Annotated in this window: 24 protein-coding genes; 5 read left to right on the forward strand and 19 right to left on the reverse strand. The window is 54.3% G+C overall.

Annotated elements, in window-relative coordinates; all coding sequences use genetic code 11:
* Positions 1–218 precede the first annotated feature (218 nt).
* From H7848_RS09255 to H7848_RS09270, 4 genes are all read right to left on the reverse strand, one after another.
* Entirely contained in the window at positions 219–1,064 is an 846-nt protein-coding gene (locus H7848_RS09255) for a universal stress protein (protein WP_208350467.1), read from the reverse strand.
* 3 nt (positions 1,065–1,067) lie between these two features.
* Positions 1,068–2,567 carry a SulP family inorganic anion transporter gene (locus tag H7848_RS09260; protein ID WP_208350675.1) on the reverse strand — a complete coding sequence of 500 codons (1,500 nt, stop codon included), beginning with the start codon at positions 2,565–2,567 and terminating at the stop codon, positions 1,068–1,070.
* A gap of 108 nt (positions 2,568–2,675) precedes the next feature.
* Positions 2,676–3,548 (reverse strand): class I SAM-dependent methyltransferase, encoded by an 873-nt coding sequence (locus H7848_RS09265; RefSeq protein WP_208350469.1) that lies wholly within the window; start codon positions 3,546–3,548, stop codon positions 2,676–2,678.
* A gap of 42 nt (positions 3,549–3,590) precedes the next feature.
* A complete protein-coding gene (locus H7848_RS09270) occupies positions 3,591–5,558 on the reverse strand; it encodes a protein meaA (protein WP_208350470.1) in 1,968 nt (655 codons plus the stop codon).
* Between the two features lie 281 nt (positions 5,559–5,839).
* On the opposite strand from H7848_RS09270, the gene ccrA reads away from it, so the two are divergent.
* From ccrA to H7848_RS09295, 5 genes are all read left to right on the forward strand, one after another.
* Positions 5,840–7,123, forward strand: coding sequence for a crotonyl-CoA carboxylase/reductase (gene ccrA / locus H7848_RS09275; protein ID WP_208350471.1), 1,284 nt, complete (start codon positions 5,840–5,842; stop codon positions 7,121–7,123).
* Between the two features lie 191 nt (positions 7,124–7,314).
* A complete protein-coding gene (locus tag H7848_RS09280) occupies positions 7,315–7,515 on the forward strand; it encodes a hypothetical protein (RefSeq protein ID WP_208350472.1) in 201 nt (66 codons plus the stop codon).
* Positions 7,460–8,143, forward strand: coding sequence for a helix-turn-helix transcriptional regulator (locus H7848_RS09285; protein WP_208350473.1), 684 nt, complete (start codon positions 7,460–7,462; stop codon positions 8,141–8,143). Before H7848_RS09280 ends, H7848_RS09285 begins: the two co-directional genes overlap by 56 nt.
* Before the next feature lie 93 nt (positions 8,144–8,236).
* Positions 8,237–8,866 (forward strand): acyl-homoserine-lactone synthase, encoded by a 630-nt coding sequence (locus tag H7848_RS09290; protein ID WP_208350474.1) that lies wholly within the window; start codon positions 8,237–8,239, stop codon positions 8,864–8,866.
* Positions 8,867–8,905: 39 nt separating this feature from the next.
* Positions 8,906–10,438 (forward strand): ATP-dependent DNA helicase, encoded by a 1,533-nt coding sequence (locus tag H7848_RS09295; protein WP_208350475.1) that lies wholly within the window; start codon positions 8,906–8,908, stop codon positions 10,436–10,438.
* On the opposite strand, the gene H7848_RS09300 is transcribed toward H7848_RS09295, so the two are convergent.
* The 15 genes from H7848_RS09300 to H7848_RS09370 form a co-directional block, all read right to left on the reverse strand.
* Positions 10,428–11,180 (reverse strand): TIGR02186 family protein, encoded by a 753-nt coding sequence (locus tag H7848_RS09300; RefSeq protein WP_208350476.1) that lies wholly within the window; start codon positions 11,178–11,180, stop codon positions 10,428–10,430. The two genes, H7848_RS09295 and H7848_RS09300, sit on opposite strands and share 11 nt — an antisense overlap.
* Complete coding sequence (locus tag H7848_RS09305) at positions 11,177–12,094, reverse strand: sulfite exporter TauE/SafE family protein (protein WP_208350478.1); 918 nt, start codon at positions 12,092–12,094, stop codon at positions 11,177–11,179. The genes H7848_RS09300 and H7848_RS09305 overlap by 4 nt, the downstream gene beginning before the upstream one ends.
* A gap of 202 nt (positions 12,095–12,296) precedes the next feature.
* Positions 12,297–12,611, reverse strand: coding sequence for a hypothetical protein (locus H7848_RS09310; RefSeq protein ID WP_208350479.1), 315 nt, complete (start codon positions 12,609–12,611; stop codon positions 12,297–12,299).
* 119 nt (positions 12,612–12,730) lie between these two features.
* Positions 12,731–13,951 carry a tryptophan synthase subunit beta gene (trpB, locus tag H7848_RS09315; RefSeq protein WP_208350480.1) on the reverse strand — a complete coding sequence of 407 codons (1,221 nt, stop codon included), beginning with the start codon at positions 13,949–13,951 and terminating at the stop codon, positions 12,731–12,733.
* A complete protein-coding gene (locus H7848_RS09320; RefSeq protein WP_208350482.1) occupies positions 13,952–14,416 on the reverse strand; it encodes a GNAT family N-acetyltransferase in 465 nt (154 codons plus the stop codon).
* Positions 14,413–15,054, reverse strand: a complete 642-nt coding sequence (locus H7848_RS09325) for a phosphoribosylanthranilate isomerase (RefSeq protein WP_208350484.1) — start codon at positions 15,052–15,054, stop codon at positions 14,413–14,415. Before H7848_RS09325 ends, H7848_RS09320 begins: the two co-directional genes overlap by 4 nt.
* 19 nt (positions 15,055–15,073) lie before the next feature.
* Positions 15,074–15,424, reverse strand: a complete 351-nt coding sequence (locus H7848_RS09330) for a LapA family protein (protein ID WP_208350486.1) — start codon at positions 15,422–15,424, stop codon at positions 15,074–15,076.
* 6 nt (positions 15,425–15,430) lie between these two features.
* Positions 15,431–15,712 carry an integration host factor subunit beta gene (ihfB, locus tag H7848_RS09335; protein WP_208350492.1) on the reverse strand — a complete coding sequence of 94 codons (282 nt, stop codon included), beginning with the start codon at positions 15,710–15,712 and terminating at the stop codon, positions 15,431–15,433.
* A gap of 288 nt (positions 15,713–16,000) precedes the next feature.
* Positions 16,001–17,677: a 30S ribosomal protein S1 gene (gene rpsA, locus H7848_RS09340; RefSeq protein WP_208350494.1), complete on the reverse strand. Its 1,677-nt coding sequence runs from the start codon at positions 17,675–17,677 to the stop codon at positions 16,001–16,003.
* A gap of 22 nt (positions 17,678–17,699) precedes the next feature.
* Positions 17,700–17,927, reverse strand: a complete 228-nt coding sequence (locus tag H7848_RS09345) for a hypothetical protein (RefSeq protein WP_208350496.1) — start codon at positions 17,925–17,927, stop codon at positions 17,700–17,702.
* Between the two features lie 3 nt (positions 17,928–17,930).
* The gene (cmk, locus tag H7848_RS09350; protein WP_208350498.1) at positions 17,931–18,554 is read right to left on the reverse strand and encodes a (d)CMP kinase; all 624 of its coding nucleotides are present in this window, start codon (positions 18,552–18,554) and stop codon (positions 17,931–17,933) included.
* Positions 18,551–18,955, reverse strand: coding sequence for a GFA family protein (locus H7848_RS09355; RefSeq protein WP_208350499.1), 405 nt, complete (start codon positions 18,953–18,955; stop codon positions 18,551–18,553). Before H7848_RS09355 ends, cmk begins: the two co-directional genes overlap by 4 nt.
* Positions 18,952–20,304 (reverse strand): 3-phosphoshikimate 1-carboxyvinyltransferase, encoded by a 1,353-nt coding sequence (aroA, locus tag H7848_RS09360; RefSeq protein WP_208350501.1) that lies wholly within the window; start codon positions 20,302–20,304, stop codon positions 18,952–18,954. Before aroA ends, H7848_RS09355 begins: the two co-directional genes overlap by 4 nt.
* Before the next feature lie 85 nt (positions 20,305–20,389).
* The gene (locus H7848_RS09365; RefSeq protein ID WP_208350504.1) at positions 20,390–21,493 is read right to left on the reverse strand and encodes a flagellar basal body P-ring protein FlgI; all 1,104 of its coding nucleotides are present in this window, start codon (positions 21,491–21,493) and stop codon (positions 20,390–20,392) included.
* The gene (locus H7848_RS09370) at positions 21,490–22,500 is read right to left on the reverse strand and encodes a flagellin (protein WP_208350505.1); all 1,011 of its coding nucleotides are present in this window, start codon (positions 22,498–22,500) and stop codon (positions 21,490–21,492) included. The genes H7848_RS09365 and H7848_RS09370 overlap by 4 nt, the downstream gene beginning before the upstream one ends.
* Between the last annotated feature and the right edge of the window lie 2 nt (positions 22,501–22,502).

Raw genomic sequence — 22,502 nt, forward strand, 5'->3', positions numbered from 1 at the left:
CGAGACGCCGCCGAACGCACGATAGAGGCAACATGGCGCAGGATCGGTAAGCTGCTCGACCGCTTCACCCCGCAGGAATGTGCGAATTACCTTGTCAACTCAGGATACGCTTCAACCTGATCTCATCTTGCTCTAGCTAGCAAGCATTATCAGTTAGAGCGGGGTAACCCGATACGCCGGTTCAAAGGGCCGCAGTTCAAACAAGTCCGATGACAATATTATCGAAACAGCAGTATCGGCACGTGGCATGATTGGATCATCTGGGTGGTGGTTGATCCGATGATCATGCTGCGGATGCGCGAATGGCCATAGGCGCCCATGACAAGCATGTCGGCACCTGTTTCCTTGATGCTGTCAGCGATCACGGTTTCGGGCTGGCCCTCGATCATGTTGCTTTCCACGGCCAGACCCGCGTCTTGCAGCATGGCCGCGGCCCCTTCGATCTGGCGCCTCAAGTCCTGATTTTCAGCACTTGCAGCCACTATATTGGCGCTGAGCCCCTGAAAAAGCCCCGACTGCGCCACATGATCAACGGCCTTAACGGCCGATGCCCCCCCGTCAAAGGCGACAAGGAGTTTTTTGATCGGGTTGAAGCCGCGGCTGGCCACCATGATGGGTTTCTGACAGGCGCGCACCACACGTTCCAGGTTTGATCCAAGGTGCAGTTTGGCGAAATCGGCGGCCTCGCCCCGTTTGCCAATGATGACCAGATCGGCGTCGGCGGTCAGGGTGGTCAGTTCCTCAAGCAGGTCGCCATTGCGCAGACGGGTCGCCACCGTCACGTCATGTGCTGCAATGCGCGCCTCGGCGTCTTCCAAAATCGCACGCCCGCGTTTCTGGGCCAGTTTAGCGCGCTCTTCATCCAGCTTGGCCAGATCTTCGATCAGTTTGCTGCGGGCCCCCAAACCAATATTGCCTGACAAATCCTGCGGCCCGCTTTCACGACGGCCGATGATATGGATCACCTCGACCTCTGCAGACAACTGTTTTGCCGCCCAGGCCGCATGATCGCAAACACTTTCCGAATAGATCGACCCGTCAACGAAGGCTACGATTTTGCTCATGTCCTAGTGTCCCATCAGATCGTCCAGCGCGCCGGGTTTGTCGGCGACCCCCAGCTTATCTACGATGGTTTCGCTGGCCTTGTTCATGCCGATCACATCGACCTGCGCACCATCCCGGCGAAACTTCAACACAACCATATCAAGGGCTGCAACAGACGAGATATCCCAAATATGCGCCTTTGACACGTCGATAATGACGGTTTCAAGCGTTTCGTGGAAATCGAACGACCCACTGAACTGTTCGGCCGAGGCAAAGAAAAGCTGCCCTTCGACGACATAGGTGCGCGTGCGCCCGTCGGCTGACAGCTCTGATCTGACCCGAAAGATCTGTGCGATCTTGCCTGCGAAAAAGACACCCGACAGCAGTACGCCCGTCAAAACACCCAAGGCCAGATTGTGTGTGTAGACCGTGACCGCGACAGTCGCCAGCATAACGATCGAGGATGATTTTGGATGATCCCGCAAATCGCGGATCGACGACCAGCTGAACGTTCCGATCGACACCATGATCATGATCGCCACCAGCGCGGGCATCGGAATTTGCCGGACCCAATCGCCCAAGACAACAATCAGGAACAATAGGAATACACCGGCTACAAAGCAGGACAGTCGCCCGCGCCCACCGGATTTGACGTTGATCATCGACTGACCGATCATCGCACATCCGGCCATACCGCCGATAAACCCAGTCGCCGTATTTGCCAGCCCCTGGCCCACGCATTCGCGTGTCTTGTCGCTTTCTGTATCGGTCAGATCATCGATCAGACTGGCCGTCATCAGGCTTTCCAGAAGGCCCACAATGGCAATAGCGGCTGCCACGGGAAAGATGATCTGAAGCGTTTCGAAGGTCAGCGGGACATCGGGTAAAAGGAAAAACGGCAGGGTGCTGGGCAGATCACCCATATCCTCGACCTGTCGTACCTCGAACCCGAAAAACATCGACAAACCCGTCAGGACAACGATTGTGATTAGTGGGGACGGTACCGCCTTGGTCAGATATGGAAACAAATAGATGATCGCCAGCCCCGCGCCCACCAGCACAAAGGTCAGCCAGGTGACGGCTTCGTCGGTGATGTCCAGCTCGGGCCATTGCGCCATGAAAATAAGGATTGCCAGCGCGTTCACGAAGCCGGTCATGACGGACCGCGAGACAAAGCGCATCACACGGTCCAGTTTCAAAACACCTGCGATGATTTGTAGGATGCCTGCCAGAACCGTTGCCGCCAGGATGTATTGCAGGCCCAGAACGGCACCATGTTCATCCACCAATGGTTTCATAAGTACGGCAGTTGCAGCAGTGGCCGCAGAAATCATACCGGGCCGCCCGCCGAAGATGGCTGTTATCACTGCAATCGAAAACGACGCATAAAGACCCACTTTGGGATCAACGCCCGCGATAATCGAAAAGGCGATCGCCTCGGGGATCAGCGCAAGGGCGACGACCAGACCGGCCAGCAAATCATTTCGAATATTTCCAAACCAGTCCTGGCGGAAATTGGTGATGTAATACGCAAGCACTGGTGCGCCTCATGTCTTTGGATTGCGTGCGCGTCCTAACAGGTTCGTGCACAAAGACCAGCCCATTTCGCCATGACGCAGCGAAGACGGCGGTCAGGACGGGGCGGCGTTACCTTTTGGGCGCAGTTTTATCATCAGATAGCGGTTATACTTGATGAAATTCTCGGCAGTGCGCGTTTTCTGGTTCAGACGTTGATCCAAACGTGCCCGCGCGCGATCTTTTATCAATAGTCGAAGGACGCGGTTGATGGTCCAGCGGATTTTGGGGCGTTTGGCCGTCAGTTCCTGATCTATGCGGGTCAGGGCATAGCCAAAAACGTTAAACAGCTCTTGTTCCAAGTGGACTGATGGGGCGACGGATTGGGTAATGTCTTCCTCAGAAATGACATCTACGGCTGTGTTTTCCAGCATCTCGCGAAAACGCCATTCCCGGTGGCCGCCCCCGACCTTGGCTTGTGTTTTGTCGACTGAATAGTCTTTCGTCCGAAAACAGTCCGAGATGATGATCTCACCATCAGGCGTCAACAGATCGAGGCATTTCGCCAAGCCCTGGTCCAGCGGAATATATTGATAGGATTCAGAAAAAAGACACAGATCAAAGCGCTGGTCGGTTTGAAAATCCTCAAACTTACACTCATGCACCGTGGCACCGGGTGCGTTGTCACGACAGCGTGTCGCCAGAAACGGGGAAGGCACGACAATATCGACACTATGGCCGAGGGCCAGCAGCTTTTTTGCAGTCTCACCCGCCCCGCCACCGATATCCAAAATTCGAACGGGCTGGTTAGGCAGCAGCTTGAACAGCTTTTCAGTGTAAGCATCCTGTGCGGTGCGCAGGTTTCCCGCTGTGACCTCAAGCCCGTCCCACAGGCCATAATGCAGATTTTCCGCGCCTGTCAGCCATTTGGTAAAGGCCAAGCCCGCATCCAGACCAATCGCCTGTGTATCAAGTTTTTGTTTTGCCATGGCGCAACGAAGTACCGCGAAGCCATTGCATTGAAAAGCGAATTATTCAGCTGCAATCGGCGCGGCATCCACCAAACCAACGATATCGAACATGATCCGGTTCAGTTCAAAATCCTTAGGCGTATAGACCTTGGCCACGCCCATCGCCATTAGCTTTTTGGCGTCGTCATCCGGAATAATACCGCCGACAACCACGGGGATATGCCCCAGATTTTCCGCGCGCATCCGGTCCATCAATTCGCCGATCAGCGGAATGTGCGACCCCGACAGAATCGACAGCCCCACCACGTGCACGTCTTCCTCCCGCGCCGCGGTCACGATTTCCTCGGGTGTCAGGCGGATGCCTTCATAACTGATGTCCATCCCGCAATCGCGCGCACGGGCAGCGATCTGTTCGGCACCGTTTGAATGGCCGTCAAGACCGGGTTTGCCCACCAGAAACTTCAGGCGACGGCCCAGTTTGTCTGATACCGCATTCACCTGTTCGCGGATTTCTTCAAGACCCTCGGTCCGGTTCGAGGGGTTCTTCGATACGCCAGTCGGCCCGCGGTACTTACCAAAGGCGCTACGCACGACGTCGCCCCATTCGCCCGTCGTCGCACCCGCCTTAGCGGCTTTGATCGAGGGTTGCATGATGTTTGCGCCGGTCCGCGCGGCCTGACGCACTTCGTCCAGTGCGGCTTTGACGGCCTGCGCGTCGCGGGCCTCGCGCCAAGCATTCAGACGCGCGACCTGATCTTCTTCGGCATCTTTGTCGGCGACCATGATCGCTTCATCCCCGGCGGTCAGGGGGCTTTCTTCGGCCTCGGTATAGCGGTTTACGCCCACAACCGTAGTCTCGCCGCCTTCAATGCCCGTGATCCGTTCGGCGTTCGATTCAACCAGTCGCGATTTCATATACTCGATCGCCTCAACCGCGCCGCCCATGGCGTCGATCTGGGCCAGCTCGGCCCGCGCGCCCTCTTTCAGCTCTTCTACCTTGCGATCAACGGCGGGGTTGCCATCAAACAGATCGTCGTATTCCAACAAATCCGTCTCAAACGCCATAATCTGTTGCATCCGCAGTGACCATTGCTGGTCCCAGGGGCGCGGCAGGCCAAGTGCTTCGTTCCAGGCAGGCAACTGCACAGCCCGCGCGCGGGCCTTTTTCGACAGCGTCACCGCCAGCATTTCAATCAGGATGCGATAGACATTGTTTTCAGGCTGTTGTTCAGTCAATCCAAGGCTGTTGACCTGCACACCATAGCGGAAACGGCGAAACTTGGGATCTTCGACGCCATATCGTTCACGGCAAATCTCATCCCACAGATCTACGAAAGCACGCATCTTACACATCTCGGTCACGAAACGAATGCCTGCGTTCACGAAGAAACTGATGCGGCCAACCATTGCCGGGAAATGCTCAGCCGGGACCTTTTCTTTCAGATCGTCCAGCACAGCCGTTGCCGTGGCTAGCGCAAAGGCCAGTTCTTGTTCCGGCGTCGCGCCCGCTTCTTGCAGATGATAGGAACAGACGTTCATCGGGTTCCATTTCGGTAGGTGTTCGCGGGTAAAGGCCGCGACATCCGTGATCATACGCAGGCTGGGCTTGGGGGGGCATATATAAGTGCCGCGCGACAGATACTCTTTGATGATATCGTTCTGCACGGTGCCCTGCAGTTTGCTGACATCGACGCCCTGTTCCTCGGCCACCGCGATATAAAGCGCCAGCAGCCATGGTGCGGTGGCGTTGATCGTCATCGAGGTATTCATCTGTTCCAGCGGGATATCATTGAACAACGTCCGCATGTCGCCCAGATGCGCGACAGGCACACCGACCTTGCCAACCTCGCCGCGCGAAAGCTCATGATCGCTGTCGTATCCGGTTTGCGTGGGCAGGTCGAACGCCACCGACAGACCCGTCTGACCCTTTGCAAGGTTCCCGCGATAAAGCGCGTTCGATGCCTTGGCCGTCGAATGCCCGGCATATGTTCTGAACAGCCAGGGACGATCTTTTTGGGGTTGCGACATATCTGACCTCGCGACTCACGATGGGTAATTTTATTTCTGGTTTTGATAATTATTCGAAATAATATGCCTCTGTCAATTCGCTGCGACGCGGCGGAAAGGTGCTAGTACATGGACCTCTGCAGCGGTACTTTGCAGATAAATCTATTTCTGTAGGTTATAAAATTACAAAATATAATCAAAATAGATTGCAATATTACCTTAACAACTCTATTTCACGGTCAGAGACTTTCGCGATTCTGCGTTGCAGCACCTGTGCAGTCGCCAAACCAGAGGAGGCATGGATGGCCTTGGACAACAATATCAGCACCATATCCTATGATGCGCCCGAAAAGGATCTGTACGAAGTGGGTGAAATGCCACCCATGGGCTATGTGCCAAAACAGATGTATGCTTGGACCATCCGGCGCGAACGCCATGGTGAGCCGGACAAAAGTTTCCAAGTTGAGGTTGTCGATGTGCCGACACTGGACAGCCACGAAGTGCTTGTTCTGGTTATGGCGGCCGGGGTGAATTATAACGGTGTCTGGGCGGGCCTTGGGGTGCCGATCAGCCCGTTTGATGTCCACAAGGCCGATTTTCATATCGCTGGTTCTGATGCGTCGGGCATTATCTGGGCGGTCGGTGACAAGGTGAAAAGCTGGAAAGTCGGGGATGAGGTCGTCATCCACTGCAATCAGGACGACGGCGACGACGAAGAATGCAACGGCGGTGATCCGATGTATTCGCCCAGTCAGCGCATCTGGGGCTATGAAACGCCGGATGGATCTTTTGCTCAGTTCACGAACGTTCAGGCGCAACAGCTTATGCCGCGGCCCAAGCATCTTAGCTGGGAAGAAAGTGCCTGTTACACGCTGACTTTGGCGACGGCCTATCGCATGATGTTCGGCCACCATCCCCATGAACTGAAACCTGGGCAGAATGTTCTGGTCTGGGGCGCTTCGGGTGGTTTGGGATCATTCGCGATCCAACTGGCCGCGACGGCGGGTGCCAACGCGATCGGTGTGATCAGCGAAGAGGACAAGCGCGATTTTGTGATGGGGCTTGGGGCAAAGGGCGTCATCAACCGCAAGGATTTCAACTGCTGGGGGCAGCTGCCTACAGTCAATACGCCCGAATACAAGGACTGGTTCGGTGAGGTCCGCAAGTTCGGTAAGGCGATCTGGGATATCACCGGCAAAGGCGTGAATGTCGACATGGTTTTTGAACATCCCGGCGAGGCGACGTTCCCCGTGTCGACATTTGTCTGCAAAAAGGGTGGTATCGTCGTGATTTGTGCGGGTACGACCGGATTTAACCTGACGATGGACGCCAGATATCTATGGATGCACCAGAAGCGCGTCCAAGGCAGCCATTTTGCGCATCTGAAGCAGGCGTCAGCTGCTAATAAACTGATGATTGAACGCCGCATTGATCCCTGTATGTCCGAGGTCTTCCCCTGGGATCAAATACCCGATGCCCACATCAAGATGCTGCGGAACGAACATAAGCCGGGGAATATGGCAGTTCTTGTTCAGGCCCCGACAACTGGTCTGCGCACCTTCGAAGACACACTGGCGGCAAAGTAGCCGGCGATTTTCGTCGAATTTGTCGATATTTAATTTTTTTTTAGGGCGGCCAGCGTTTGGCCGCCCTTTTTTAACCTCGTCTTAATGTCCTCAGGATTTCTGGTGTTTGTGAAGTGGCGCGTATTGTTGCCGCGAAATTCATGTCAGGGTTGTGTCAATCCTTCTGTAACAACTTCGAAAGACAGTGCCTGATGAAAAATAAATGGATAATGGATGTACTGCTGGATTTGCGGGCCTATGCATTGCAAAATGACCTGCCCAATCTGGCTGAACATCTTGAAGAAGCAAGTCTGCTTGCAGCGACTGAAATGGCTTCGAACGAAGGTAGCGAGGTGAATGGTCAACAGACTTCGCGCATATATCAAGGGCCTGGAGCAGGCGGAAACGCTTGAAGATCTGAAGGCTTCCATCGGCCGTGCCTCTGATCTGTTTGAAATGGATCATGTTCTGTTCCTGTCGTTCAGGCCAGTTGTCCCGGTTTTTTGGGTCAGCAGCCTGGCGCGGATCGCTGTGCCTACAACGGATCTTGCGGTCGATACTGTGCCTTGGGTTTCAGACACGGTTGAATGGCGTGATCTGGATGGCATGATATCAAAAAACGCCGCGTATTTATTGGGTGTGCCAAGGCATCTTTTGCCATGCCACGGTCTGTCTGTCGCGGTTTTTCGACAGCAGCGCCTATTGGCCATTATGCTTGTCGGCAAAGACTGTCGTGATCAAATTTGGGCCGATCAGGTTAGCTTATTGAAGCGTGACCTGCGCAAAGCAGCCTATGCCACTGACAGTCACTTGGCGCAGAAAATCAGCGCGAAGGTCGATCACGCTATCAGTGCACAGGAATTGCGCCTGTTAAAGCTTTTGGCCGACGGACACAGCCTGCAAAGCATATCAGATGTTTGTGGGCTTGGGCCTATCGCAGTGGATGTCATATCTGCGTCTGCATGCTTCAAGCTGGATGCGGCCGATGTTGAGCATGCATATCAGCGTGCAATGACGTTGGGTTTATTTGATAAAATCTAAAATCAAAAAGTTTCGTTAACGAAATGGTAAGAATTCGTTAACCAAGACCGGTGTAGCGATTGGGGCCAACAAATCGAGCATAAGAGGCCCACAATGCTTAAGTTTATCTTTGGTGATGATCTGCACCACTACCCGAAGTTACGACGAACCATGTTTCAGGATCGCGCTTGGCAGTTTCGTGAAAGACTGGGATGGGATGTCAAAGTCGGACGTGATGGTGCCGAACGCGATCAATATGACCATCTGAACCCCATCTACGTCATCTGGCAAAAGGCCGATGGATCGCACGGCGGATCTATGCGCAGCCTGCCGACAACCGGGCGCACGATGGTTAATGAACACTTCGACCATATCACCGGAACCCAGATTTCCAGCCCAACCATCTGGGAATGCACGCGCTTTTGCCTATCGCCGGACAGTGACCGCAACACGGCGACGATGCTGATCCTGGGTGGTTTACAACTGGGTCTGCGATTTGGTGCGACACATACCGTCGGTGTTTTCGATGAACGCATGAAACTGATTTACCGCCGCCTGAAATGGCCGCCCGAGGTCCTGGGCACCCAGGGCGAAGGCAAAGACGCGATCAGCGTGGGTATCTGGGAATTCAACGAAGAAACGCGCGACCGGCTCTGTGCCGCCGCAGGTATTTCGCCATCCTTGATCGAAGGCTGGATTGATCAGTCGATCGGGCTTGAAAAACTGACGTCCGCCACGGCATAGGCTCTGGCCCCGTGCGGCCTTGGCGGATAGTGTCGCGCCATGGTCGTTCCCGCTTTTCAGTTTTCCGAAGATCAGGCCGATGCCTTTGACCGCGTGGCAGAAATGCTGCGCGGTGTTGGCGTTGATATCGATGACGCGTTGTTGACCCCGGTTGCGACCGGCAAATCGAGCGTCATGGCCGTGGTTGGCAAGGCGGGATCGGGCAAAACCATGCTGCTGGCTCGCCTCTACAAAGCGCTGCAAGAGGCCGGGGTCGACGTGATTTCCGGCGATTACGAAGGCAAGCGACGCAAAGATCGCCGCACCCTTGCCATTCTGGCGCCCACAAACAAAGCCGCCAGCGTGTTGCGCAACCGGGGTGTTCCGGCAACGACGATCCACCGCATTCTCTACACCCCGGTCTATGACCCGGAATACGAAAAGATCGCCGAATGGCTGGCGGGCGATGGCGAAAAACCTGAAATCGAAGACCTGACCGAAGCAGCACTTGATCGGGCGTTTGCATTTTACCAGAACAATAAATCTATTCCCGGAGCGCTGGCGGCGGCCGGACTGAAGGGGTCCGATTTCATCACAGGCTGGAAAAGGCGTGAAGACCCGCTGGATATCGGATTCATCGATGAAAGCTCGATGTTGGATGCCAAGCAATTCGAAGATCTGCAGGAAATTTTTCCGACCCTGATCCTGTTTGGTGACCCGGCGCAGCTTGCACCGGTCAATCAATCCGGATCCATGGTTTTTGATAGTATCAAAGGGCCGCGCAAACTGACCCTAAGCCGCATTCACCGCCAAGATACCGACAACCCCATTCTGGATTTAGCGCATGCCTTGTCGGATGATACGCTGACGTTTGAAGGATTTGAAAAGCTGGTTCAGGCCGCGGCAGAACGCGACGGGCGTGTTATCTGGGCGCAGCGGGTCGAGGCTGACCTGATGGCGCGGTCCCCTGTTCTGGTTTGGCGCAACGTCACCCGTGTTCGTCTGATCCAGGCTTTTCGTGGGGCCTATGACGCGCCCGAACACGAATTGTTGGAAGGGGAACCGCTGATCTGTGATGGTATTGAATTACCATTGAAGCATCGCAAGAAACGGCTGGATCTTGAGGCGCGCGGTCTGATCAAGGGGGCGCAGGTCATCTATCTAGGCGCTGGTCGCAAGCCTGGCTTTTCCCGCCTGCACGTCATGGGCGCCGAGGATCCACAAGTCAGCGCGGCCTCGATCGTCAAAATCGAAAAACCGGACGAGGAAGAGCCCTTTATCCCCTTTGCTGCCAACATGGGCGCGACATTTCTGCATGGCGCTGCGGTGACAATTCACAAGGCGCAAGGATCACAGTGGGAAAATGTTCAGGTTTTCGCACCGGATTTATACGCGGCGGCGCGGGCCGGGCGCAGCGAAGCCGGGGTGCCTTTGTGGAAACGTCTGGCCTATGTCGCGATCACACGTGCGGAAGAGCGGCTTTACTGGGTCGTCCGAAACAGGTTGGCCAAACCGTCGCACACGCTTCGCATCGACGATCTTCGCGCCAAACAGGTTCCACTGGAACTGATCGGCGAGACGGCTATAGATTAAGCAATCGAAATGTCGCCGCCGCGCCCCACCCCGCAGCAATCGCAATAAACAACGACAGAAATCCATAAATCAGCGGCTGATCGTGGGCTAGGGTATACAGCCACCGTTCCAGACCCACTTTTTGCACATCGATAGCCGTTGTGTAGGTGCTGATTACCTCACCATCGCGGGTCAGGAAAATGCGGGTCTCATAGCTGCCTTCGACCAGATTGGCGGGCAGCGTTATGAACGTCTGAAACAGCGTTTGATCGGCCAGCGATACGCTGCCTTCGTTCAACTGATAAAGATCTTCCTGTTTGCGAATTCTGACCAGTGCATCCGTGAACGTGTTCGCGTCTGCAATGGTCTGTGGTGCGCCGACCGACCGGATCGCGCGCGGGATCGAGATTTTATGCCTCAGATCTTCAGTATTTGTCAGGATTTCGCCAAGTGGCGCTGTCGTCGCAATCGAATAAAAACTGGGGGCGGCATCGACCTCAACCGCGGCAGTGTTAATCCATATCCCAAACTCTCGCGATTTGCGGCGCACGGTTATCGGCTCAGATGGGCCGGCGACTGTAATGATCACCTCGACATTGTCTTCGGTCGGGGCGTCGCGTTTGACGGCACCGAAAATCAGAATTTCGGACCCCTCGAAGCGGGCAGTGATCGCCACCCTTTTTTGTGACAGGCCGCCAACGATGTCCTGCGCGATGGCCTGGCAGGTCATGAAAAGAATGAAGAGGATGCTGAGCCGGATCATGAGTGCCCCCCCACACCAACCGAATAAAGTTCTGTCGGCTGGACCAAAAGATCAAAGGCGAGTTTGCCGCAAACTGCCAAAACCATGATGGCCAACAGTATCCTTAGCTGTTCGGCCTTCATTCGGGTGCCGATGCGGGTGCCGATCTGTGCACCGATCACACCGCCGACCAACAGCAAGACTGCTAGAACGATATCAACAGTAAAGTTGGTCGTTGCGTGCAGCAACGTGGTAAAGGCCGTGACAAATATGATCTGAAACAGTGATGTTCCAACGACGACCTTTGTTGGCATTCCAAGCAGATAGATCATTGCCGGCACCATGATAAAGCCGCCGCCGACCCCCATAATCGCGGCCAGAACGCCCACCGAAATCCCGACCAACACCGGCGGGATGACCGAGATATAAAGACCCGACACACGGAACTTCATCTTGAATGGCAGGGCATGAATCCAGTTGTGCTTGCGCCGCTTCGGGGCCGTACCAGGATTTTTAGCGCGTCGGATCGCCCGCAGCGATTCGACAAACATCAGGCTGCCGATAATCCCCAGGAAAACGACGTAACACAGTCGTACCAGCAAATCGACTTGCCCCAGGCTTTTAAGATAGTTGAAAATTACCACACCCAATGCCGCGCCGATCAAACCGCCGATCAGCAATACGGTGCCCATCCTAAGATCTACGGTTTTACGCTTTAGATGCGCCAGAACCCCGGAAAATGAAGATGCAACGATCTGATTGGCTTCGGTCGCAACGGCCACGGCGGGTGGAATTCCGATGAAAAACAGCAAGGGCGTCATCAAAAACCCGCCACCCACACCGAACATTCCCGACAAGATGCCAACAAGGCCACCCAAGCCAAGCAGCAGAAACGCGTTTACCGAAACTTCGGCAATTGGAAGGTAGATTTGCATATGCAGAGTCTCACAATCCCTTCCCGATTACAAAATGTCGCAGGTATGGTGTAGCCCCCCGAGTGCGACAAATCGGAACTATTGCCAAATTATCTCGACATGCGGGCTTTTTCGCCGGTTTTGCGATGTGGAATGGAAAAAAGGCACCGAAAAATCGGTGCCAGTTGTGAGTGGAAGCTTGCTTATTATTCGGTAGACGATATCAGTCATCGTCGTCATCGTCGTCATCGTCGTCATCGTCGTCATCGTCGTCATCGTCGTCATCGTCGTCATCGTCGTCATCGTCGTCATCGTCGTCATCGTCGTCATCGTCGTCATCGTCGTCATCGTCGTCATCACGACCACTGAAAGCGTCATCCAGGTCATCGCGGAAATCTTCCCAGGTATAGGAAACGGTTTCTGCACCGAATATATCAGATCCGGCCCGACCAAATTTGATTTCGCTATGCATGACACTGGCCTGCGCCGTGCTGGTCATCAGAAATGCAACGGTTGTCAAAGCTGTTAAGGTTTTCATCGCCATTCTCCTTTTTGCAAAACCGCATCCAAGCGGTTCACATTGAAGAACGGACCGAATTCAGCTTTATTCCCTAAAAATGAAAATTTTTTATAATTCTTTGATTTTATAGGTATTTTTTAGATATCAACATTCAAAGCACGTGCGACCGTAAAAATATCTTTGTCGCCGCGGCCGCACATATTCATGATGATGATGTGATCTTTCGGCAGATCAGGTGCGATTTTGGTCACGTGCGCCAAGGCATGGCTGGGTTCCAGCGCAGGAATGATGCCTTCGGTCTGGCAGCAAAGCTGGAATGCCTCAAGCGCCTCGTTGTCGGTAATCGCGACGTATTCTGCCCGACCGATGTCATGCAGCCAGGAATGTTCGGGGCCAATGCCGGGGTAATCAAGACCGGCGCTGATGGAAAAGCCTTCCAGGATCTGACCGTCGTCATCCTGCAAAAGATATGTTCTGTTGCCATGTAACACACCCGGGCGGCCACCGGTCAGGCTGGCGCAGTGTTCCATCTTTTCGTTCACACCTTTACCACCGGCCTCAACCCCGATAATCCTAACATCCTTGTCGTCCAGAAACGGATAAAACAGACCCATCGCATTGGACCCACCGCCAATGGCGGCAATGATCGTATCAGGCAGGCGGCCTTCACGTTCCATCAGTTGTTCTTTGGCTTCCTTTCCGATGATTGACTGAAAATCGCGTACCATGGCTGGATAAGGATGTGGTCCTGCAACAGTGCCGATGCAGTAAAACGTATCTCGCACATTTGTGACCCAGTCGCGCAGCGCGTCATTCATGGCGTCTTTGAGTGTGCCACGACCGCTGGTCACGGGTATGACCTCGGCCCCTAAAAGCTTCATCCTGAAGACATTCGGCGCCTGACGTTCCACATCATGGGCACCCATATAGACGATGCATTTCAACCCAAAGCGCGCACAGACAGTTGCAGTTGCCACGCCATGCTGGCCCGCACCTGTTTCAGCAATAATCCGCGTTTTGCCCATCCGACGGGCCAACAGAATTTGCCCCAAAACATTGTTAATCTTATGCGCGCCGGTATGGTTCAGTTCATCCCGCTTCATATAAATCTTTGCGCCACCACAATGATCGGTCAGGCGTTCTGCAAAATAAAGCGGGCTGGGGCGGCCAACGTAATGCTTCCAAAGATCATCCATCTCGGCCCAGAAGCTATCGTCGGTCTTCGCCTTTTCGTATTCTGCTTCCAATTCAAGGATTAGCGGCATCAGGGTTTCGCTGACAAAGCGTCCGCCAAAATCACCAAAGCGGCCCTTGTCATCGGGGCCGTTCATGAAGCTGTTGAAAAGATCATTGGCCATTCAGCTATCCTCTGGGTCAGACAGAACGCGTTTAAACCCTATATGCGATGGCGTAAAGCCAAGGCCAGCGTAGAATCTGTGCGCATTGTCGCGGCTTTGGTTGGTTGTCAGCTGGATCAGGCTGCAGCCGGCTTCGCGCGCCCGGCGTTCTGCATCCTGCATCATCAGCTTTCCGATCCCTTGGCGACGCAGATCCCTTGCAACACGGACGCTTTCGATCAGTGCCCGACGACTGGCTTTTAGGGAAAGACCCAGGATAAAGGTGATCTGATAGGTTGCTATCACACGGTCGTTCTGATCCCCGACAATAATCTGATTCGTTGCCTCAGATTGCATCTGAGCGAATGCACGGTGATAGATAGCCAGTTCATCCATTTCACGGGTTTTACCCAAGGTGTCGTCACGCAGTAGTCCGATGATAGCTGGCACATCGGCGGCAATAGCATGGCGGAAAACGATGGTCATACCTTTTGCGCGGCACTGATGAAATCGGTTATCAGATCAATGTCCTTTACCCCCGGTGCGCTTTCGACACCCGAGGACACATCGACCTGACTGGCACCGGTCAATCTGACAGCTTCGGCTACATTCAGTGGGGTCAGGCCGCCAGCCAGCATCCAGGGCACGGGCCATCTGCGTCCGGCGATTAATCTCCAATCAAAGCTAAGGCCGTTGCCGCCTGGCAGGTCAGCCGTCTTGGGTGGCTTTGCGTCGACCAGAATCTGATCTGCAACGGCTGCATAGTCATTAATCTGCGGCAGGTCTGCTTCGTCAGCAATCCCAATGGCTTTCATAACCGGCAGCCCGTATCGTTGCCGAATATGTGCAACCTGATCCGGTGTCTCGTGTCCATGCAGTTGCAGGATATCAAGTGGCACCGATGTAAGAACGCGATCCAGAAAATCGTCTGGCGTGTCGACAAACAGCCCGACCTTGGCCAGGCCAACGGGTGCAGTTGTGGCAAGTGCCTTTGCCTGTTCTACCGTGATATTGCGTGGGGATTTGGGAAAGAAAACCAGCCCGACATACTGGGCACCGGCATCAGCAGCGGCCCTGATTTCCTCAGACCGCTTCAGTCCGCATATTTTGATCTTTACGCTCATGCCCGCGTAGATACGCGGGTTAGCTGCTTTCCTCAAGCAAAGCCAGAACCTCGTCTTTGCCTTTGTGCTTTTCACCCTTCAGACGCTTGACCTCGCGCTCAAGCTTATTGACCTCACGGCCTTTGTGATAGGCTTCTGACCGATGCTTATGCTCGCGCATCCATTCCCAGACAAAACCCAAAAGAATACCAACGGCAATTCCGGCAAAGATAATCAAAAACAAAGGCAGTTGTATCTGAAACGAAAATCCGGTCAGCGCGGCCAATTCAGCCGGAAGAAGGCTCAGCGTTACGATATCGCGATTTGCAAGAGCAACGATAATCAAACCGATCGCAATTGCTGCGATGATCAGATAGCGAATATAACGCATTTGCCGTTATCCTCCGTTCAGGCGATCCCTTAGCAGTTTACCGGTTTTAAAGAACGGTACATGCTTTTCGTCAACCTCAACGGATTCACCCGTTCTTGGGTTCCGCCCCGTGCGCGCGTCACGCTTCTTCACCGAAAATGCACCAAATCCACGCAGTTCGACACGATCCCCGTTCGACATGGCGTCAATGATTTCTTCAAAAATGGTATTAACTATCTTTTCCACATCACGTTGATAAAGATGCGGATTTTCATCTGCAATCTTCTGGATCAGTTCAGATCTGATCATCTCCCTCATCTCCCTACACGAAATGCCAATGCGCCCGTTTTGCGGACCGATGAATGGTCCGACTATATGCAAAAAAAACGCTTCAAGAAAGCATGTCATTGATCTTTCTGGGAAAATTTTTGTTCATAAACTGATCAATTTCAGCGAGTTTTCCACAATTTCCAATCTATTTGGCATGCTTTCGCCGGTCTTGGTCGCTGTCGACCACGCCGCGCTACTTCTGATTCGAAATAAAAAGCGGCCCCATCCGTGGATGAGGCCGCTTTGACATTTGAATTTCTATCGAACTTAGTCGTCGGTTTTCAAAGCTGCACCCAGGATATCGCCCAGTGATGCGCCCGAGTCGGACGAGCCATATTGTGCAACAGCTTCTTTTTCTTCCGCAATCTCGCGTGCCTTAATCGATAGACCCAGTTTACGGGTTTTCTGATCAATGTTCGTCACGCGCACATCGACCTTGTCACCAACCTGGAACCGCTCAGGGCGTTGTTCGGCACGATCACGGGACAGGTCCGAACGGCGGATGAAGGATTTCGCGCCTTCATACTCAACTTCAATCCCGCCATCTTCGATCGCGGTGACCTCAACAGTGATGACCGATCCACGCTTGACGCCGTCAACGGCATCGACAAACGGATCGCCACCCAGAGCTTTGATCGAAAGCGAGATACGCTCTTTTTCGACATCAACTTCGGTGACAGCGGCCTTGACCACGTCACCTTTGCGATAGTCGTTGATCACGTCTTCGCCGCGGCCTTCCCATGTCAGGTCAGACAGGTGAACCATGCCGTCGATGTCGCCTTCCAGACCGATGAACAGACCGAATTCAGTGATGTTTTTGACCTCACCTTCAACTTCGGTGCCAACAGGGTGGGTTTCAGCAAAGACTTCCCATGGGTTGCGCATGGTCTGTTTCAGGCCAAGGGACACGCGGCGCTTTGCACCATCGATTTCCAGAACCATGACTTCCACTTCCTGGCTGGTCGAAACGATCTTGCCGGGATGGACGTTCTTTTTGGTCCAAGACATCTCGGACACATGCACCAGACCTTCAACACCGGCTTCCAGCTCAACAAACGCACCGTAATCGGTGATGTTGGTGACACGACCAATGTGGACTGATTCAAGCGGATATTTAGCTGCAACCAGATCCCAGGGATCTTCTTGCAGTTGTTTCATGCCCAGACTGATTCGGTGGGTTTCCTTGTTAATCTTGATGACCTGAACCTTGATCGTTTCACCGATATTCAGGATTTCCGATGGATGGTTCACGCGGCGCCACGCCATGTCGGTGACGTGCAACAAACCATCAACACCGCCCAGGTCAACAAAGGCGCCGTATTCGGTGATGTTCTTGACCACGCCGTCAACTTCGTCGCCTTCAGCCAGCTTGCCAATAACCTCAGCGCGCTGTTCTGCGCGGCTTTCTTCCAGAATGGCACGGCGGGACACAACAATGTTGCCGCGACGGCGGTCCATTTTCAGAATTTGGAACGGCTGCTTCATGTTCATCAGCGGGCCTGCGTCACGCACGGGGCGCACATCGACTTGCGAGCCGGGCAGGAACGCCACAGCGCCACCCAGATCAACGGTAAAGCCACCTTTGACCCGGCCAAAGATCGCGCCTTCGACACGTTCTTCGTTGGCATATGCTTTTTCCAGACGATCCCAGGCTTCTTCGCGGCGGGCCATTTCGCGGCTGATGACCGCTTCGCCCTTGGCGTTTTCGACCTGACGAAGGAACACTTCAACCTCATCGCCAACTGCGATTTCGGGCGCCTCCCCAGGATTTGCGAATTCTTTCAGTTCAACGCGGCCTTCCATTTTGTAGCCGACGTCGATGATGGCTTGTCCCGCTTCGATTGCGATGACTTTACCTTTGACAACTGACCCTTCCTCGGGTGTGTCAATCTCGAAGCTTTCTTGCAAGAGGGCTTCGAATTCCTCCATTGATGCATTCGCCATGTAGTTCACAGTTTCCTTACGTTTACATTTTTCGGGCCGAGCGGTTGTCTCCGCCGGTCTTGAGGGTTCCTTTGGTCAAAACGGATTTGCCAAAACAGTAAGGGCCGGTGATGACCGACCCTGCCCATATTTGTTCTGAACGGCTGTTATCGCCGCTTTGACGCGCTGCGTATAACTCGGGTTTTTCAGGAATACAAGGTTTTCCTAAGGTTTTCTGCGCATCGCCGCCGCGCCATGCGTACCGCGACAAAAATTATGTCCTGTTCGACGGCTTTAGTCTGGTCTGCACCATCTCGATCGCAGTTTTTACAGCGTCATCAATCGACATATCCGAGGTATCGATCATGATAGCATCTTCTGCAGGCTTTAATGGTGCCGCTTCGCGTTGGCTGTCGCGTTCATCCCGTGCCTTGACATCGGCCAGAACCGTTTCGCGGCTGACGTCGTGGCCCTTTTCTCGCAGTTCAAGGTACCGCCTTTCAGCACGTACCTCAGCGCTTGCGGTTACAAACAGTTTTACGTTCGCATCCGAGCAGATCACGGTGCCAATATCGCGGCCATCCAGAACAGCCCCACCATCCCGCGCCGCAAAATTGCGCTGAAAATCAACAAGCGCTGTCCGCACCTCGGCCAGAACGGCAATCTTCGAAGCCGCCTGCGCGACCTCGGGTGTTCGAAGGTCGGTTTCCTGCAAATCCGTCGCCGCCAATGTTTTCGCAGCCATAACGGCATCATGACCAAGCAGAGTCTTTCGCCCAACCGCCCTGTACAAAAGCCCGGTGTCCAGATGCGCAAAACCAAAATGTGCTGCGACGGCCGTGCTTATCGTTCCCTTGCCCGCCGCAGCCGGGCCATCAATTGCGACTGTGAACTTCATGGGGCGACCTGAGTGGTCATGTCTGGATGATCCTGATCCGCCTTCGGCAGACCATCTTCGATGTCGTAATAGTCACCCTTATCTGCACAAAATATGTGACCCGATAGCTTCAGACCGGTTGGTTCATCCAGCGTACCCGCAAAAATTGACATATGCGATCCGGGGCCGTCCCAAAACAATTGTGAGCCACAGACGCCACAAAACCCGCGCCGCGCGGTATCCGACGATTGGTACCAGGTCACGTTCCCCTTGATTGAGATCAGCTCGCGTTTGGCCGAGGTCGCAGCCACGTGATGGCCGCTCGATTTTCTACACTGGTTGCAGTGGCACGCGATAACCGGCCTCATGGGACCACTGACGTGATACTCAATTGCACCGCAAAGACAGCTTCCTTTTGTCATCTATTCGCTCTTACAATCTGCGCGCCAAGCTCTTTCATTAGGGGCTCAAAGATCGGGAAAGAGGTCGCAATGGGGCCGCCATCATCAATACTGACTGCTTTTTGCGTGGCCATTCCAAGACACATGAAGCTCATCGCGATGCGGTGATCCAGACGGCTTTCGCAAGTCGCTCCGCCGGGTACTCCATCCGCGCCGCGTCCGTGAACGATCATGGTGTCTTCGTCCTCCTCGATCGTCACACCACAAGCCTCAAGCCCGCGGGCCATTGCATCGATCCGGTCGCTTTCCTTCACGCGCAATTCCTTGACACCCCGCATGGTCGTTGCGCCTTCGGCGAATGATGCCACAACCGACAGGATCGGATATTCGTCGATCATATTGGCTGCGCGCTCCGGGGGCACTTCGACGCCTTTCAACTCGGGCGAAAAGCGCGCGCGCAGGTCTGCGACGGGTTCGCCGGCTTCTTCACGTTCATTCTCAAACGTCAGGTCCGCGCCCATTTCGCGTAACGTGGTAAACAGACCGGCGCGGGTGGGATTCAGGCCGATATTCGGCACCAAAACGTCCGAGCCTTCGACGATCAGCGCCGCACACACCGGAAACGCGGCCGAGCTTGGGTCGCGGGGCACTGTTATTTTTTGTGGCTTCAACTCGGGCTGGCCGGTCAGAACGATGACGCGGCCTTCGGCACTTTCTGTAACCTCAACATCTGCACCAAAACCCTGCAGCATCCGTTCGGTGTGGTCGCGCGTGGCCTCTTTTTCGATCACCGTCGTCTGGCCGGGCGCATTCAATCCCGCCAGTAAAACCGCAGATTTGACCTGAGCGGACGGCATGGGCACCTTATAATTGACGGGTATAGGGTCGCGCGCGCCCACGATTGTCATGGGCAAGCGCCCACCTTTCCGACCGTAGGACGTGGCGCCAAACAGGCCAATCGGATCGGTGATGCGCGCCATCGGTCGTGACCTAAGGCTGGCATCGCCGGTAAAAGTGGCCGTGATGGGTGACGTTGACATGGCACCCATAATCAGTCTGACACCGGTGCCGGAATTTCCGCTGTCAATAACATCATCCGGTTCAGAAAATCCGCCAACGCCGACGCCCTGAACACACCATTCGCCGGGGCCCATATGATCGACCGTTGCCCCAAAGGCGCGCATTGCCGCCGCTGTGTCCAGCACATCTTCGCCTTCCAACAATCCGCTGATTTTAGTTTCTCCGATCACAAGCGCGCCAAAGATCAGCGCGCGGTGTGAAATCGATTTGTCCCCCGGCACATTGGCTGTGCCCCGCAAAGGCCCCGATTTTCTGGATGTCATCGGGATTGGTGTGCCGTGACCGGACATTGTTACCTCGTCTGTTGTTCGGCAGATACTTAACCGAGACAACAGACAGGGTAAATTATCACTTTGTACTTTGGTGCACCCAAATCTATCGTACTATAAATTCGGCATGTAGCGCACCCGCGGCCTTGATGCTTTTCAGGATGTCGATCATGTCACGTGGTGAAACGCCAAGTGCATTCAGCCCGGCAATGACTTCTGACAAAGATGTTCCTTCGCGCACCTCGGCCAACCCAATCCCTGGTTCTTCTTCGATTTCGGCAGTCGTTCGGGGCACGACAACTGTTTCGCCATCAGAAAACGGGCTGGGCTGCACAACGATCGGGGCCTCTTCTATGCGCAGCGTCAAGTTCCCTTGCGAAACGGCAACCCGCGAAATGCGGACATCTTCGCCCATCACAATCGTGCCAGAGCGTTGATCAACCACCACCTTGGCTTTGCGTTCTGGTTCAACGAAAATATTTTCGATCTGCCCCAAGGCATGGGCCGCCGAAGGCAATCGGGTGGCAACGATATCCAGCTCAACAGTCCCTGCATCCAACATACGGGCGACCGGTCGCCCAAAGGCGGTATTCACCGCTTGCTCAATGCGTCCGGCTGTCGTGAAATCGGGTGTGCGAAGGGCCATTCGCAGACTTGTCAGGCCGGTGAAGTCGAAATCAACCTCACGTTCGACGCGCGCACCCGACGGAATAACCCCGGCCGTTGGAACGCCTTGCACAACGTTGGCGCCGTCCCCGCCGGCGGAAACGCCACCGGCGATGATGGTACCTTGCGCCACGGCGTAAATCTGGCCGTCAGCGGCATTCAAAGGCGTCATGATCAGCGTGCCACCCAGAAGGCTTTTGGCATCGCCAATCGCTGAAACCGTCACGTCAATCTGTGACCCGGCCCTTGAGAAAGGTGGTAGTTCGGCGGTGACTAAAACGGCGGCCACGTTTTTCGGCCGAAACTGTTCGCCAGACACATTCACGCCCAACCTTTCAAGGATATTGGCCATGATTTCTTCGGTGAATGGCGCGTTCCTGATCCCATCACCAGTTCCGTTGAGTCCCACAACCAATCCGTATCCAACCAGGTCGTTGCCGCGTACGCCGTCAAATTCGACCAGATCCTTGATTCGAATAGGCCCTGCAAAGGCGTTGGTTGCACCAACCACAGCCAACAGCAGGCATAAAACAAGACGCATCATCTTAGGAAATCCACCAGCGTTAGCTGCGATAATCTTGCTGTCACAGTGTAAAGCGTTTCAAGCTGTGTCTGTGTTTCTTGCAATCTTGTCGCCGTTTCAAACGGATCAATCGATGTCAGGTGGTTCAAGCTCATTTCCAGTGCAGTTTTTTCAGCCTCATTTCTGACCGAGGCGTTTTCGATCCCTGCCTCAACGCGCCCTACGTCTGAACGAAGTTTGACCAAGCCGTTATTGGCCGCGCCCAGTTCGCCTCGGGCCATATCAAACAGATCGCGGCTGTTGTCAGGTGGCGTTAGCGTCAGTCCATCACCCGCAAGGGCTGCAAGCGAAAGCCCTTTCAAAACATCCCTGATTTCTGGCTCATCTGCTTTTATATCAAGGTTAATGACCTCGGACGACCCGACCTTGAAACCGGACTTAGACGTTGTTGAGCCCAGGTAACCCTGCGTTTCAAATCCACCGCCTGATGCATCGAACCAGTTATCTATTGCCGCTTTGACACCTGCAGCCGTGGTTTCAGACGCGACAACCGCTCGCAATTCATCCAAGATAACATCTGCGCTGGCCAAAGCTGGCCCATTTGTCGTCGCACCGCTGAAAACCGTTCCGACACTAGATGGTGTGTTGATTGCTGAAATAACGCTTTGCAATTTGCCTTTTGCGTCTTGTGACACGGCCTGGGTTGCAGCATCGGAATTCAAATCGTCGGATGTTGATAGAGTTGCCCACATGTCTTCGGACATGGTCTGAACCAGCCCCAAAGTACGCTGCATCGTTCCTGCATATTGTTCAGCTTCGGTTGTTATCAGTTTGAAACTATCCAGCGCGCGAAGTGAATTTTCGATTCCCGCCAGGGCTCGAAAGTCACCGCCTACAGCTTTGGCAATGTCGGATTTCTGTCCACTTGCCAATTCCTGTGACAAGCGGACAAGATCCGATTTGACCTCTGCATTATATCGCCTGCTTTGCAGGCTTTGGGAGAGATCGCTGACAGGGTTAAAATTCATAT

The sequence above is a fragment of the Pseudaestuariivita rosea genome, assembly GCF_017592335.1.
Classification (GTDB): Bacteria; Pseudomonadota; Alphaproteobacteria; order Rhodobacterales; family Rhodobacteraceae; genus Parasulfitobacter; species Parasulfitobacter rosea.